9 protein-coding genes are annotated in these 14,966 nt (G+C 67.6%); 6 read left to right on the top strand and 3 right to left on the bottom strand.

All coding sequences use genetic code 11. The features are described 5' to 3' along the window. Positions 1–67: 67 nt before the first annotated feature. Entirely contained in the window at positions 68–736 is a 669-nt protein-coding gene (locus CI15_RS01455; RefSeq protein ID WP_062123585.1) for a cysteine dioxygenase family protein, read from the bottom strand. Between the two features lie 139 nt (positions 737–875). Here CI15_RS01455 and CI15_RS01450 point away from each other — a divergent pair, with 139 nt between their 5' ends. Together CI15_RS01450 and CI15_RS01445 are read left to right on the top strand one after the other, a co-directional pair. Further along, entirely contained in the window at positions 876–1,349 is a 474-nt protein-coding gene (locus CI15_RS01450) for an Lrp/AsnC family transcriptional regulator (RefSeq protein ID WP_062123584.1), read from the top strand. Between the two features lie 171 nt (positions 1,350–1,520). Beyond that, positions 1,521–1,730, top strand: coding sequence for a hypothetical protein (locus CI15_RS01445; protein WP_062123581.1), 210 nt, complete (start codon positions 1,521–1,523; stop codon positions 1,728–1,730). Between the two features lie 19 nt (positions 1,731–1,749). On the opposite strand, the gene CI15_RS01440 is transcribed toward CI15_RS01445, so the two are convergent. After that, complete coding sequence (locus tag CI15_RS01440; RefSeq protein WP_062123578.1) at positions 1,750–4,260, bottom strand: FUSC family protein; 2,511 nt, start codon at positions 4,258–4,260, stop codon at positions 1,750–1,752. A 215-nt stretch (positions 4,261–4,475) separates the two neighbouring features. Here CI15_RS01440 and recC point away from each other — a divergent pair, with 215 nt between their 5' ends. The 3 genes from recC to CI15_RS01425 are packed head-to-tail and all read left to right on the top strand — an operon-like array spanning position 4,476 to position 13,686. Beyond that, positions 4,476–7,874 (top strand): exodeoxyribonuclease V subunit gamma, encoded by a 3,399-nt coding sequence (gene recC / locus CI15_RS01435; RefSeq protein WP_062123575.1) that lies wholly within the window; start codon positions 4,476–4,478, stop codon positions 7,872–7,874. Continuing rightward, positions 7,871–11,608, top strand: a complete 3,738-nt coding sequence (gene recB, locus CI15_RS01430) for an exodeoxyribonuclease V subunit beta (protein ID WP_062123572.1) — start codon at positions 7,871–7,873, stop codon at positions 11,606–11,608. The genes recC and recB overlap by 4 nt, the downstream gene beginning before the upstream one ends. Next, positions 11,605–13,686, top strand: a complete 2,082-nt coding sequence (locus CI15_RS01425; RefSeq protein ID WP_062123571.1) for an AAA family ATPase — start codon at positions 11,605–11,607, stop codon at positions 13,684–13,686. Before recB ends, CI15_RS01425 begins: the two co-directional genes overlap by 4 nt. 64 nt (positions 13,687–13,750) lie before the next feature. Here the strand turns inward: CI15_RS01425 and CI15_RS01420 are convergent, their stop codons facing one another. Then, entirely contained in the window at positions 13,751–14,392 is a 642-nt protein-coding gene (locus CI15_RS01420; RefSeq protein ID WP_062123562.1) for a VC0807 family protein, read from the bottom strand. 169 nt (positions 14,393–14,561) lie between these two features. Here CI15_RS01420 and arfB point away from each other — a divergent pair, with 169 nt between their 5' ends. Continuing rightward, positions 14,562–14,966, top strand: a complete 405-nt coding sequence (gene arfB / locus CI15_RS01415) for an alternative ribosome rescue aminoacyl-tRNA hydrolase ArfB (protein ID WP_062123559.1) — start codon at positions 14,562–14,564, stop codon at positions 14,964–14,966.

Raw genomic sequence — 14,966 nt, 5'->3', positions numbered from 1 at the left:
GGTGTGATGGCGTGTTGGCGTAAGCCTGCGCGGTTATATCAGGTCGTAACCTGAGAACAGAACAACGTCAAACCAGCTCCGCCTCGTCCGCCAGACGCACGATGTCGTTCACGTGGGTGCCGATCCGCGCGCCTTCGACGCCATAGATATGCAGCGACACCGCCGGCGCATCGCTGCAGTTGCCGAGCCGATGAATTGCACTGCGGCCGCCGCGCACGAACGACACCGCGCCGCGTTTGCGCGCCTGAGCGCGCAGCGGGTTCGCGCATTGCTGCGCGTCGTCCCATTCGAAGATCGTTTCGCTCAACCTGCCTTCGACCACCGCGTAACCGCACCACGTTTGATGCGCGTGCACCGGACTCGCCTGGCCCGGCTGCCAGACCAGCGCCGCGATCGCGTAGCGGCCGTGCGGATCGGCGGCGAGCAGATGGCGGCGATAGGTCCCGGCGGAACCTTCGCGTTGCGCGGGCGCGAGCAGCGCCGGGTCGGCCGCGGCCTCGACGAGCGCGAGTCGCATGCTGCGGGCGAAGAACGTCGAATGCGACGGTTCCGGGAATTTCGCGCAGGCTTCGAACATCGCGTTCAGTGTGTCGCAGAGCCGCTCGAGCGGCGTGCGCCCGATTTCGCCCAGCGTGCCCGTCGGCAAAGAGGCGGCATCGAGTCGAGCCGGATCCGGCAACGACTTCAGGTAGTCGGGAAGATGCTCGTAAGCGGTGGCGTGCAGGTCGTCGCTCATGATTTTGAGGCAGCGTGTCCGCTGCTTATGGGCTATTTTCGGTATCGATATTTATACCCGTTTGACCGGAGAAAGAGTTTCCATATAATTCCCTCGACGCTTCGAAAAGTAGAATAATTTCCTATGAGGGGGTGGTGGTATGAGTATGGATATCATCGATCGGAAGCTGCTCGAACTGCTGCAAGCAGACGCGACGATGCCGATTGCCGAACTCGCGCAGCGCGTGAACCTGTCTCAGACGCCTTGCTGGAAACGGCTGCAACGCCTGAAGGAGGCCGGCGTGATTCGCGCGCAGGTGGCGCTGTGCGACGCGCGCAAGCTCGGCGTTGGGACCACGGTGTTCGTGGCGGTGCGCACGAATCAGCACACGGAGGCATGGGCCGCGGCGTTCACGCAGGCGGTGCGCGACATTCCGGAAGTGGTCGAGGTCTACCGGATGAGCGGCGAGACCGACTATCTGCTGCGCGTGGTGGTCTCCGATATCGACGACTACGACCGGATCTACAAGCAGCTGATTACGGCCGTACCGCTTTACGACGTGAGTTCGAGCTTCGCGATGGAGCAGATCAAGTATTCGACGGCGTTGCCGGTGCGCTCTTCGGCGGTGACCTGATAGTTCGGAAGAATGGGCGGGCGCCGGGTGCGCGGTTTGCTGCATCCGGACCAGGGGTGCCGCGGCGCGTCCAGGCCGCCCCGTCGGCTGCAAGCCGCGTGCAAGCCCACTGGGCGTAGAATGCCGCCTTCCCGACCCATCCGCGACTGCTTCGCGAACCGAGCCCGCTTCATGAACAAACCGCAGCGCAAGAAAAACCCGACCTTCGGCGTCGCCGTCTTTATCGTGGTGGCGATCCTGCTGGTGATCGCTACGCTGATCTTCAACGCGATCCGCGAAAAGCACGAGTTCGAAAGCCAGAACGCGCAGGCGCCGTCGGTGAGCTCGCAGGCGGCCGCGGCGGCCGATGCGATCAAACCGGCGAGCGGCGCCGCGCAATAACGCCGGCGCGCCTCTTCTTTCACTCCTCCGGCAGCCTGATCATGCTCGCGTCCTTGCGAATCTGCGCGGACGCCGCGAGCATCTGTTTGCATTGATGCGCGAGCAGCTTGGTGTCGTGCACGGCATCGGCCGTATAGTCCGGCGATTTCTCCGTTTCGACGACCATCGCATCGAGCTCGCGGTTCATCAGTTTGATCTGCTCGCCCTGCTCGGCAGGTAGCGCGGTACCGGATTCGGCCGCGCTCAGGTTGTCGCGCACGAGGCTCAAGGCGCGCTGCAGTGGCTGTAGCGAGATGTCCTCGACCTGCTGCTGTTGTTGCGCAGAGGTGCGCAACAGCGGCGCGGCAGCCGTGATCTGCGACGCGAGCACATGGCTGCGCACCAGCAGACCGTTCAGCTCCGGCACGAACTTCTGCGCCGACTTCGGTTCGAGCATCATCCGCTGGAACGCCTGCCCGAGATTCGCGAACGCGACGTGGACGTTCTTGCGCGCGAGCCGATAGCGATAGTCGCGGTCGAGCGCGGTCGCGGCCGCGCTAGCGGCAGCCGAGGTACCGCTTGCCGGCCGCGCGGCCGGGTTGCGAAGCGTGGTGGTGTCGGCGGAGGTGGCGCCCCGGCTCGCATCGGCACCGGCGTCGGCGCGCGGCTGGGCCGAGGTGGCCCGCCCAGCGCCGTGAGGCCCTGCACCGTTCACCACTTCGGCGCCGGCGACCGCGAGCGCCGGTTCGCCAAAGCCGATCGCCGGATCCGCCATCGCCGCCGCCGGCGCGCGCGCGCCGGCTTCGGTTACGGCTGCGACCACCGCCGCGGCCGGCTTGCCGCTCCACCACCAGCTTGCTTCGAGATACTGCCGCGTCGCGCTGATCATGTTGTTGACGAGCTTGCCCATCAAGCGGTATTCCCAGTACGGGAACAGATGGCTCGCCGCGATCGCGATCGCGCAGCCGACCACGGTGTCGATCGCGCGCTCGCCGATGATGCGCATGCTGCCCGGCGCGAGCAGATGGAACAGCAGCAGCACATACGACGACGTGAACACCACGCTCGCCGTGTAGTTGAACAGCAGCAGGCTGTAGCTCATCACCATCGACGCGAACATCACCACCATCAGGATGTGCGGCTCCTTTACGAAGATAATCAGCGCAATGCTCGCCGCGCAGCCGATTAGCGTGCCGATGATCCGCTGGCCATTGCGCTGCTTGGTCAGCGAGTAGCCGGGTTTCAGGATGATCACGGTGGTCATCACGATCCAGTACGCGTTCGTGAGCGGCAACAGGCGACCGAGCCAGAAGCCGATGGCGACCGCGATCGTCACGCGCAACGCGTGGCGAAAGCTCGGCGAGGCCATGGTCAGATTCGAGAAGATCTGCCCGAACGGTACGCGCCGGCTCGACACGAAGCGGGTCAGCGCCTCGTCGATGCGCAGTTCGGTTTCGGTCGGACTCGGCTCGGTGGTGAGGCTGCGCCGCATTCTGTCGATGAGCCGCGTGGCGCTCCAGATGCGGCGGAAATTCGACGACACCGCCGAATACGCCTCCGGGTTCTGCGTCGGCAGTTCCTGCTTGCGCATCAGTTCGATTTCATACTCGATCGCGCGCAATTCCGCCTTCACGTTCACGCGCCTGCGCGGCGCCTGGTTCTGTAGCACCGCGAGGCCGATCTCCTCGAGATCTTCGGCCGCCTTGCGGATCAGGTCGCGGTAGAACACCAGCAGATCGGAGCCGCCGAACGTGGTGCGCACGAGCGTGTAATCGGTTTGCGCGCCGACGAACAGCTCGTGCAGATCGACGGTATTGATGAACAGGTTGTACAGCATCGCGCGGCGGGGTTCGAGCTTGCCGCGCTTGAACTTGGGCAGATTGCGCAGCACGATGTCGCGCGCGGCATCCTGGCGCTCGACCGCGGAGATCTGCTTGTCGACGAGATTGCGGTAGCACTCGTCGAGATCGTTGTCGAGATCGTAGAAGGCGGCACGCGCGAGCAGATAGTCCGCGCAGGCGAACACGCTTTCGGCGAGCGCCTGCTGCTCGATCCGATACATCATCCAGCGGCTCACGAAGGTCGACCAGTACGTGAACCACAGGCCGCCGAGCAGGATCCACGACGCGTTGACGAGCGCCTGCATCGGGGTGAAGTGCTCCTCGAGCGTCATGATCATCATGAACAGCGTCGCGAAGCTGATCTGCGGCCAGCGGTTGCCGTACACGACGATCAGCGACAGCACGAACGTGAGCGGCACGACCGTGCACCACAGCGCGATCGGATTGACGGTGGCGAGGCCGGTGGCGAGCGCGGACAGAAAGCCGATCACCGTGCAGGCCAGCATCTCGTTGTGCTTGTACTTGAGCGGGCCCGGCATGTCGACGACGCAGGCGCCGAGCGCGCCGGTCGCGATCGTGAAGCCGAGCTCACGATTGTGAAACACGATCAGGCAAAGGATGGCCGGTAACGACACGCCGACCGCGATGCGCAGGCCGCCATAGAAATACTGGCTATAGAGGAATTTTCTTATTTCGACCGAATAGCGCATCGACTACCTGAATCCATTCACCGAGGGAACCGCACTTGGGAAGACAGCAGCGAAACTGCCGTCGAGTCTAACTGATTTTGCGGGCGTTCTGACCTCGTCCATTCGGCCAGGTTATGCCCTGGTGGATGGGTTTGTTATGCTGTCGCTTCAATGTCCGCCAAGGCTCGCGCGCATCGCTCGCGGGCCGTCGGCGAGCCAATCGCCATCTGGAATCCATGCTTCAGCTCTTCTACTCGAACCGCTACGAAACGTTGGTGGGCGCGCTGCTCGACGACCTCGCGCAGGCGCCGTCGGACCCATGGACCGCGCGGCCCGTGATCGTGCCGAGCGCGGCCGTGCGCCGGCGGCTCGAACTCGATATCGCGACGCGCCAGGGCATCTGCGCAAACATCAACTTTTGTTATCTCGCGCAATGGTTGTGGGCGCAAATCGGCGGAGTGATCGAGGTGCCGAAGCATTCGCCGTTCGCACCCGACCGGCTCGTGTGGCGTTGCTACCGGCTGCTGGGCGACGCGGACGAAGCGCTGCCATGGAATGCTTCGCCGCGTTTGCGCACCTACCTCGACGCGGCCGACGCGTCGATGCGCTACGAACTCGCACGGCGTGTTGCAACCGTGCTCGACCACTATCTGACCTATCGCCCTGAATGGCTGCTGCAATGGCAGAAGGGCGGCTCGATCTTCGCAAGCGGCGCGGCGGACGACACCGGTCCGCGTCTCCCCGGCGCGAGCGACGCGGCGCGCGAGGACGAGCGCTGGCAGGCGGCGCTGTGGCGCGCGGTGCTCGCGGAACTCGCGGAACTCGCACAAGCCGGCGCTCATGCGCAAACGTCCGCGGCCGCGCTGCCGCCCGCGTACCGGTTCCTCGATGAAATCGGCGCGCTCGATCTCGAGGCCATCTCGAACGCGCAATGGCCCGAGGCGGTCAGCGTATTCGCACTACCGACCATGCCGCCGCTGCATATCGCATTGCTGCGTGCGCTGTCGCGCTGGATCGACGTGCGTCTGTACGTGATGAACCCGTGCCGCGAGTTCTGGTTCGACGTCGTGAGCGAAGGGCGCGTGCAAGCGCTCGATGCGGCGGGGCAACTCGACTATCAGGAAGTCGGGCATCCGCTGCTCGCGGAATGGGGTCGCCAGACTCAGGCTCAGCTGCATATGCTGCACGAGCTGACCGAAAGTGCCGCCTCGGCCGAGACCGGCGAGTTCAGCGAAAACCCCGAGCCGAGCTGGCTCGCCGCCGTGCAGAACGGCATCCTCGAGTTGCGCGATGAAGCCGACGGCGAGCGGCCGATCGAGCGCGGCATCGAGGTGCATGTCTGCCATAGCCTGTCGCGGCAGCTCGAAGTGCTGCACGATCGCCTGCTCGGCTGGTTCGACGAGTTCGACGATCTGCAACCGTCCGACGTGCTGGTCGCCGTGTCCGATCTCGCGGCCGCCGGCCCGCTGATCGACGCGGTGTTCGGCACCACGCCCGCCGGCGACACGCGCCGCATTCCGTACCGGATTACCGGCTTGCCGCCGTCGCAGGCCAACCCGGTGGCGCGTCTGCTGCTCGACTGGCTCGCGCTGCCCGAGCGCAGTGTCGGCGCCCCGGATCTGATCGAATGGCTGCGCGTCGACGCGGTCGCGGTGCGCTACGGCATCGATGCCAACTCGCTCGAAGCCGCCCAGGAATGGCTCGCGGCGGCCGGCGCGCGGCGCGGGCTCGCGCCGCTCGAACCGGTCGGCGAGCACGTGCCGGTGGCGCGTCATACGTTCGCCGATGCGCTGACGCGCCTGTACCTCGGCTATGCGATGCCGGCCGGCGGCGAGCCGGTCGATGCGTGGCTGCCGGTCGAAGGCGCGGACGGTTCGGACGCCGAATTGCTCGGCCGCCTGTCGCGTTTCGTCGACGATATCGACAGCTTCGCGGCGAACTGCGCGATCGAGCGTACCCCGGCCGACTGGTCGCAGTTGCTGCTCGAAACGCTGGCGCAGTGTTTCGACGGCGGCGTCGAGTTCGCCGATTCGCTCGCGGCGGTACGCGACGCGCTCGATGCGATGAGCGCCGCGATGCAGGCAGGCGCGCAACATGTGCTGTTGCCGGCTTCGGTGGTGCGCACCGCGCTCACCGAAGCGCTCGACGATCCCGCGCGCGGCGGCGTGCCGTGGGGCAGCGTGACGTTCTCTTCGCTGACGAGTCTGCGCGGTCTGCCGTTTCGCGTCGTGTGTCTGCTCGGCATGGACGACGGCGTGCTGCCGTCGCTCGCGCGTGCCGACGAGTTCGATCTGATGGCCGCGTTCGGCAAGGCCGGCGACCGTCAGCGCCGCGACGACGAGCGCAATCTGTTCCTCGATCTGCTGCTCGCCGCGCGCGAGCGGCTCTTCATCGCCTACACGGGCCGCAGCATTCGCGATAACGCACCGCTGCCGCCGGCTGCGCTCGTCGATGAACTGCTCGATCATCTCGCGCAGGTGTCGGCGGGCGAGGACGCGAGTCCGGCCGAGGTCGACCGCGCGCGGCGCGAGTTCGTCGTCGAGCATCCGTTGCAGGCGTTCGCCTCGGACTACTTCGCGGCGCAGCCCGACCTGTTCACGTACGACGCCGATCGCGCCGAACTGGCCACGCTGCTCGCCGAGCCGCAGCATGCCGCCGCCGCGCCGTTCTTCGATCAACCGTTGCCGCCGGAAGACCTTCACGAGGTCGGGTTCGACGACTTCGTGCGCTTCTGGCGTCATCCGGCGCGCGCGCTGCTGCGCGACCGGCTCGGCATCGCGTTGTCGGATGCGCAGGGCGAGTTGCTCGATACCGAGCCGTTCGATCTCGACTACGCGGGCCAGGACGCGCTCGCGGAGCGTCTGCTGCCGGTCCTGCTCGACGCCGACACCGGCGACGACGCGATGTACCGCCGCGTGCAGCGCGTCGCCGAGGCGAGCCCCGAGTTGCCCGGCGGCGCGACTGGCGCGGTCTGGCGCGCACGCGAGCTGTCCTCGCTGCGGCAGTTGGCGCAAAGCGTACGGAGTGAAGTGGCCGCGGGCGTCGAGCGTTTGCCGTTCGTGCTCGATGTCGTGCCGCGCTGGCCTCAGGGCGGCGAGGGCATCGATAACACCGTCACCCTGTTCGGCGACTACGACGCGCTGCTGCGCGAGTCCGCCGAAACGCCGCTGCAATTGCGCGGCACGTTGAACCTGCTGACCGGAACCGGACAAGTGATCTTTCGTTACGCCAAAGCCAGCGCGCGCGACTATCTGTCCGCGTGGCTCGCGCATCTGGTCTATTGCGCGGCGCAGCCAGACGGTCCGCGTCGCACCGTGTGGCACGGCAGCGGCGACAGCTTCGAACTCGCACCGGTCGCGGCTCCGCTCGACGAACTCGCGCCGTTGCTGGCGCTCTTCAAGGCTGGCCGCCGGCTGCCGTTGCGCTTCTTCCCGAAGAGCGCATGGGCGAGCGTCAACAAAAGCGAATCGGTGGCGCAAGGCGTGTGGATCAACGACCGCGTGCGCGGCGAATCCGACGACCCCGCATTGCGCATCGCGCTGCGCGGCACGCCGCTCACGCTCGACGAACCGTTCGGCAGCCTCGCCGCGATCGTCTTCAAGCCCTTGATCCAGCACATGCGGAGCGCCTCATGAGCGACGCGCTGCGCCATCACAGTCTCGTCGCCGACGAACTCGACGTGTTCGCGTGTCCGCTCGACGGCGTGAACCAGATCGAAGCGTCGGCGGGCACCGGCAAGACCTGGAACATCTGCGCGCTGTACGTGCGGCTGCTGCTCGAAAAGAACCTGAACGCGGATCAGATCCTCGTCGTCACGTTCACGAAGGCGGCGACCGCGGAGCTGCACGAGCGTATACGTGGCCGTCTCGCGGAGCTGCATCGCGCGATCGAGATGGACGACGACGGCGATGATCCGTTCATCCGCCGGCTGTTCGAGACGACGCTCGCGCCGGAGAACGGCATCGAGCGCGAGGCCGCGTTGAAGGTCGTGCGCCGCGCGTTGCGCACGTTCGATCAGGCCGCGATCCACACGATTCACGCGTTCTGTCAGCGCGCATTGCAGGAAGCGCCGTTCGCCGCCGCGATGCCCTTCGCGTTCGAGATGGAAGCCGACGACGCGGCACTGCGTTTCGAACTCGCCGCCGATTTCTGGCGCGAGCAGGTCGAGCCGGTCGCGCATGCGCATCCGGCGTTCGCCGCGTGGCTGGTGGCCAGGCGCGCCGGTCCCGCGTCGCTCGACGCGCAGTTGGCGCGGCGCCTGAAAAAGCCGCTCGCGCAATTGCGCTGGGGCAGCATCGCAGCGGATGACGCAAGCACCGATCCGCAGGCCGGCTTCGATGCCGCGTGCGCGATCTGGCAGGCCGAACGCGACGTGATCGTCGCGTTGCTCGCCGAGGCACAGGAGCGGCTCAACAAGACCACCCACAAGCCCGATCAGGTGCGCGCCGCGATTGACGCGTGGACCGATTACTTCGCGCAGGGCGACTGCCATGCGCCGCCGCCAGACGCCGCGTCGAAGCTGAAGGCGTCGGCGTTGAAGAAGGCGACCAAGGGCAAATTAGTGCCGCCCGAGCACCCGTTCTTCGAGCACGCCGAAGCGCTGGCCGCGGCCGTGGTCGCCGCCGAAGACGCGCAGCGCGCGCGCTGGCTCGCGCTCGTGCAGACATGGCTCGACTATGCGCCGGCCGAGTTGGTCGCGCGCAAGCGCACGCGCCGGGTCGTGTCGTTCGACGATCTGCTCGCGAACCTGTATCGCGCGCTCGCCGCGCATGCGTGGCTCGCCGATGCGCTGCGCAACCGCTATCCGGCCGCGCTGATCGACGAGTTCCAGGACACCGATCCGCTGCAATTCGCTATTTTCAGCCGCATTTTTGCGCCGGCCGGACCGCTGTTTCTGGTCGGCGATCCGAAGCAGGCGATCTACAGCTTCCGCGCGGCAGACCTGCATACGTACCTCGCGGCGCGCGAGTCGGCGTCCGCGTGCTACACGCTCGCGGTCAACCAGCGCTCGACCGCGCCGATCGTCGACGCGTGCAACCGGATCTTCGAAGCCAATCCGCAGGCGTTCGTGCTCGACGGGCTCGACTATCAGCCGGTGCGCGCGGGCGAGCGGCGTCGCGCGCCGTTCGTCGATCCCGACGCGAGTGGCGGCGATTTCCGCATCTGGACGTTGCCGCAAGGCGAGGCCGCGCTGAGCAAACCCAATGCGCAGCGCGCCGCGAGCGAAGCGTGCGCGGCCGAGATCGTGCGGCTGTTGCGTGGCGCCCGTGAAGGCGTGGTGACGATCGGCGACGAGCCGCTGGCACCGGGCGATATCGCCGTGCTCGTGCAGACCCACAAGCAGGGCAGCCTCGTCAAACGCGTGCTGGCGGCGTGGGGTGTCGGCAGCGTGGAGTTGGCACAGGCGTCCGTGTTCGCGACGCTCGACGCCGAACAGATCGAGCGCGTGCTGGCCGCCATCGATACGCCCGGCGATCTGCGGCGTCTGCGCGCCGCGCTCGCCACCGACTGGCTCGGGCTCGACGCCGCCGCACTGTGGCGTCTGACACAGGTCGCCGATGCGCCCGCGGCCGAAGCCATCGATGAACCCGCGCCAGCACTCGATCCCGCCGACGCGATGGGCTGGGTCGAGCGTTTTTCACGCTACCGGATGCTGTGGCACGAACGCGGCTTCGCGGTGATGTGGCGCACGCTGATGCGCGAGCTGCGCGTCGCGCAACGGCTCGTCGCGGGAGTGGACGGCGAGCGGCGCCTCACCAATGTGAATCATCTCGCCGAGCTCGTGCAGGCGCGCGCGGCCACGCAGCCCGGCATCGCGCCGACCTTGCGCTGGCTCGCCGCGCAGCGCGAGCAGGGCGGTGGTGAAGAGGCGCAGCTACGGCTCGAGTCGGATCGCAATCTGGTGCAGATCGTCACGGTTCACAAGTCGAAGGGGCTCGAATACGCGGTCGTGTTCTGTCCGTTCCTGAACGACGGCGGCTTGCGCGAGCCGTCGTCGTCGGGCTTGCCCGATGCGCGCGAGTATCACGACGATAGCGGCGACGCCGTGCTGCACTACGGCTGCGACGACGAGGAAGCCGACCGCGCGTCGCGCTACGCGGTGCGCGAGCAGGCGGCGGAACGCGCGCGGCTCGTTTATGTGGCGCTGACGCGCGCGGTGTATCGCTGCTACCTCGTTGCCGGCACGTATCTGTCGTCGCGCTCGACGAAGGAATCGCGTCGCAGCGTGCTGAACTGGCTCGTGGGCGGCAGCGGCCATACCTTCGACGCGTGGCGCGACGAGCCGCCCGACGAAGCCGCTCTCGCGGCGAGCTGGCGCGCGCTCGCCGGCGGCCCGGTTACGTTGCAGGCGCTGCCCGAACTGACGCGCCGCGTGCCGCTCGAAAGTCTGCAGGATCAGGGTGCGCATCTGCATGCGCGCGCGAATCGGCGGCCGTTGCGCGATCAGTGGCGCATGGCGAGCTTCAGCGGCTTGATCGCGGCGGGCGGCAGGAGCGGGGATGCGCAGGCCCACGCGCCGCAGGAAGACGTGCGGCCCGATCACGACGAAATCGCCGATGCGCTCGGGTCCGCGCCGCTCATCGCGCCGCTCGTCGCGCCGCTCGGCGCGGCGAGCGCCCAGCCGCACGCGGAGGACGACATCCTCGCGTTCCCGCGTGGCGCGGCGGCCGGCGAGTGCCTGCATCGCATGTTCGAGCTCGCCGATTTCACCGACGCGAGCACGTGGCCCGATGCGATTCGCGGCGCGCTGCGCGAGCGTCCGGCGCCGGCCGCGCCCGAGCTTGCCGCGCGTTTGCCCGCGATGATGCATCGGCTGATCGGCGACGTCGTCTCGACCGAACTGGTGCCGGGCATGGCGCTCGCGCGGCTCGATCCGCGTCGGCGCCTGAACGAACTCGAGTTTCTGTTCGCGGCGCCCTCGCTCGATTTTCCGGGGCTGCGCGAGTTGCTGATCGAATACGGTTATCCCGATGTCGCGCTGGAGCCCGGCGTGTTGCGCGGATATGTCAAAGGATTCATCGACATGATCGTCGAACACGACGGCCGCTTCTGGATCGTCGACTGGAAATCGAACCATCTCGGCGACACCGCCGCCGACTACGCGGCCGCGCCGCTCGAAGCGGCGATGGCGAGTCACGCGTATCACCTGCAGGCGCTGCTCTATACGGTCGCGCTGCATCGCTATCTGAAGACGCGCGTGCGCGACTATGCGTACGACACGCACATCGGCGGCTATCTGTATCTGTTCGTGCGCGGCGTGCGGCCCGACTGGCGCGATGCCGAGGGTGCCGCCGGGGTGCATAGGCGGCGCGCGCCGTTCGAACTCGTGGCGCTGCTCGACGCGGCGATGATCGGAGGTGGCGCATGAGCACACCCGGCACGCTCGATGAGCACGCAATCGCGCCGCTCGGGCTCGAAGACATCGGCGTCAATCTGCCCGCGCCGGCCGATTTCAGCATCGCGCTCGCCGAAGGGTTCGCGCGCCGTATCGGCATGCTCGCGCGGCGCGGTGGCGCGTCGATCGAGGTGGTGAAGTGGGCTGCGCGCGCCGCGTTCGCGGCGAGCCGCGCGACCGCCGAAGGGCACGTGTGCGTGCCGCTGGCGACGCTCGCGCGCCGCTTCGACGCGTCGAGCGCCGAGGTGCGCACGGCGCTGCTCGCGAGCGGCATGGCAAGCACTGGCGCGGTGGACGCGGCGGCGTTGCGGCCGCTCGTGATCGACGCCGAAGGGCGGGTTTATCTCGCGCGCTATTACGACTACGAGCGGCGTCTGGCGCACGCCCTGGTCGCGCATGCGTCGGGCGAGGCGCAGATCGCGCAGGCCGAGGTCGACACTACTCCCGCCGCCTTGCGCGAACGCCTGCTGCGCTACTTCGGGCCGCCGAAAGACGACGAGATCGACTGGCAACGCGTCGCGGCCGTGATGGCGCTGTCAGGGCGGCTGACGATCGTCAGCGGCGGCCCCGGTACCGGTAAGACCACGACCGTGGTCGGCGTGCTCGCCTGCCTGCTCGATGCGCGCGCCGATCTGCGCATCGCGCTCGCCGCGCCCACCGGCAAGGCGGCGCAGCGGATGCAGGAAGCGTTGCTCGCGCGCGCGGGCGAACTGCCGCCCGAACTCGCCGCGCGTTTGCCGCAGACGTCGTACACGTTGCATCGTCTGCTGGGGTCGGGGCCGGGCGGACGCTTCCGGCATCATCGCGATAATCCGTTGCCGTATGACGTGGTCGTGATCGACGAGGCGTCGATGATCGACGTCGCGATGGCCACGCATCTGCTCGACGCGATCGCGCCGCACACGCGACTCGTGATGCTCGGCGACAAGGACCAGCTCGCCGCGGTCGAGGCCGGCGCGGTGTTCGCCGAACTGAGCGCGCGGCCGGCGCTGAGTTCGCCCGGATTGCGTCGCGTCGCGCAGGCGCTCGATATCGACGAGGCGCGGCTCGCGCGGGCTTTGCCGGGCGCGTCTCGTGATCCCGATGAAGCGCGGCTGGATGAGTTTTTTGTGCCGCCCGGGGCGCTGCATACCTTCGAGGCTTCACCGTCGGGCGATCTGTTCGACAGCGTCGTCACGCCGGAGGCCGGTGGGCAGGCGGGACCCGATGCGCGATTGGTGAACGAACGCAATCCGCTCGCGGACTGCGTCGTCTGGCTCGAACGCAACTACCGGTTCGGCCTCGAGTCGCCGATCGGCCGTTTGTCGGTCGCGATTCGCAACGGCTCGCCGAGCGACGCGCTCGAGGTCTTGCGGATCGACCCGACCGACGCCTGCGCCGCGGCCCTGCATGAGGACGCGCACGCGGCTCTGGCCGAGCGCACCATCGCGCGACTTGCCGCCGGTTTCGCGCCCTACGCTGAGGCACTGGCCGCCGCGCTCGCCACCGATGCGCCTGATCCATTGCCGCTCTTCGACACGCTCAATCGCTTCCGCATCCTGTGCGCGACGCGGCTCGGACCTCGCGGCGTCGATCAGGTCAACGCGGCGATGGCGGCGCAGGTGCGGCGCGCCGCGAGCGTCACGCTCGCGGTCGGCGCGCAATGGTTTGCCGGACGTCCGGTGATGGTCACCCGCAACGATTACGCGCTGGGTCTGTTCAACGGCGACATCGGCATCGCGCTGCCGGGCGCGGGCGGCGCGCTGCGCGTCTACTTTCGCACCGGCGACGGCGGCGTGCGTGCGGTATCGCCGGCCGCGCTGCCGCCGCACGACACCGCGTTCGCGCTGACGGTCCACAAGTCGCAAGGTTCGGAGTTCGAGCATGCGGTGCTGGTGCTACCGTCGGCGTTTAGCCGGGTGTTGTCGCGTGAGTTGGTGTACACGGCGATTACTCGCGCGCGCGAGCGCGTCGAGTTGATCGGTGCGCGGGCCGTGCTCGCGCAGGCGATCGCGACGCCGACGCAGCGGGATTCGGGGCTGGCGGCGCGGATTGCGGAGGCTGCGCGTTGATCGCGTGACAGCGGGCGGAACGTTGGGAGCAGGGGCTGATCGTGCGAAACGGTGCGAGCGGCGCTCAACCGGCCATCCCGCTCGCCCGCTCGTTCGTCTCGACGCGGCCGTGCATCGTCTTGCGGTACCACAGCGTCCAGAGCGCGAGGCATCCGTAGATGCCGTAGCCGATAAAGGGCGAGACGACGAGGAAGCGCTCGATCGGCCAAGTCAGCGCCATCCACGCGCGCAAGGCGGTTTCCGCGGTCAGACCGATGCCCCAGACGAGCGTCATCATGCGCATCGCGGTGGCGAGGCCTGGGCGGTCGCGCCACAGTGTCTCGAAATGCGTGGCGCCGCCTTCCATTTCGCGCGCGACCGTCGCGCGTGCGAGGTAGAAGATCAGCGGACGACGCATCGGCATCGACAGCAGAAACGCGACGCCGATCGCACCGGACACGAGCGACTCGCGCAACAGCAGCATGCGCGGACTGCCCCCGAGCGCCATGGCCGCGACCGACAGCACGATGCCCGCCACCACCATCACGCTGAGCGCATCGACGCGCCGGAAGCGGGCGAGCTCGATCACGCTCCATACGAGCGGCGGCACCGCGGACGCGATCAACGCGCCGGTCTCGCCGAGGCGCGGCAACGCGAGCCGATAGGCGAGCCATGGCAGCAGAAAGTTGACGGCCAGTTCGAGCACGAAACCCGGACGGATTTTCATATGGATTTACGCTGTAAGCGAAAGACCTAGTATCGATGAGCGAGCCGCGCCGACGCAAATGCTTTTTTGATAGCGTTTGCGAGCGCGTGCCACAGGGCGCGACATCCGGTGCATCGGGCAACTCGCTCCGCGCGCTTGTACACTGACGCATCTTCCTGTCCCATCACCGATGACATTCCGCTACCCGATCCCGCTCAACGAAATCGAATTGACCGCCGTGCGCGCGCAGGGGGCGGGTGGTCAGAATGTCAACAAGGTGTCGAGCGCGATTCATCTGCGTTTCGATGTGCGCGCTTCGTCGCTGCCGGAAGTGCTGAAGATGCGCCTGCTCGCGCTCTCGGACCATCGGCTCACGCGCGACGGCGTCGTGATCATCAAGGCGCAGGAGCATCGGACCCAGGAGATGAACCGCGCGGCGGCGCTGGCGCGGCTCGATGAACTGATCGAAAGCATCAGCGTGACCCGCAAGCCGCGGGTCGCGACCCGGCCGACACGCGCGTCGAACCGGCGACGGCTCGACAGCAAGGCAAAGCGCAGCGAGGTCAAGACGGGGCGCGGCCGCGTGCACGACTAG

The organism is Paraburkholderia monticola (genome assembly GCF_001580545.1).
Classification (GTDB): Bacteria; Pseudomonadota; Gammaproteobacteria; order Burkholderiales; family Burkholderiaceae; genus Paraburkholderia; species Paraburkholderia monticola.
The sequence above is the reverse complement of the archived record's forward strand: the minus strand, read 5'-3'. Positions and strand labels throughout refer to the sequence as shown.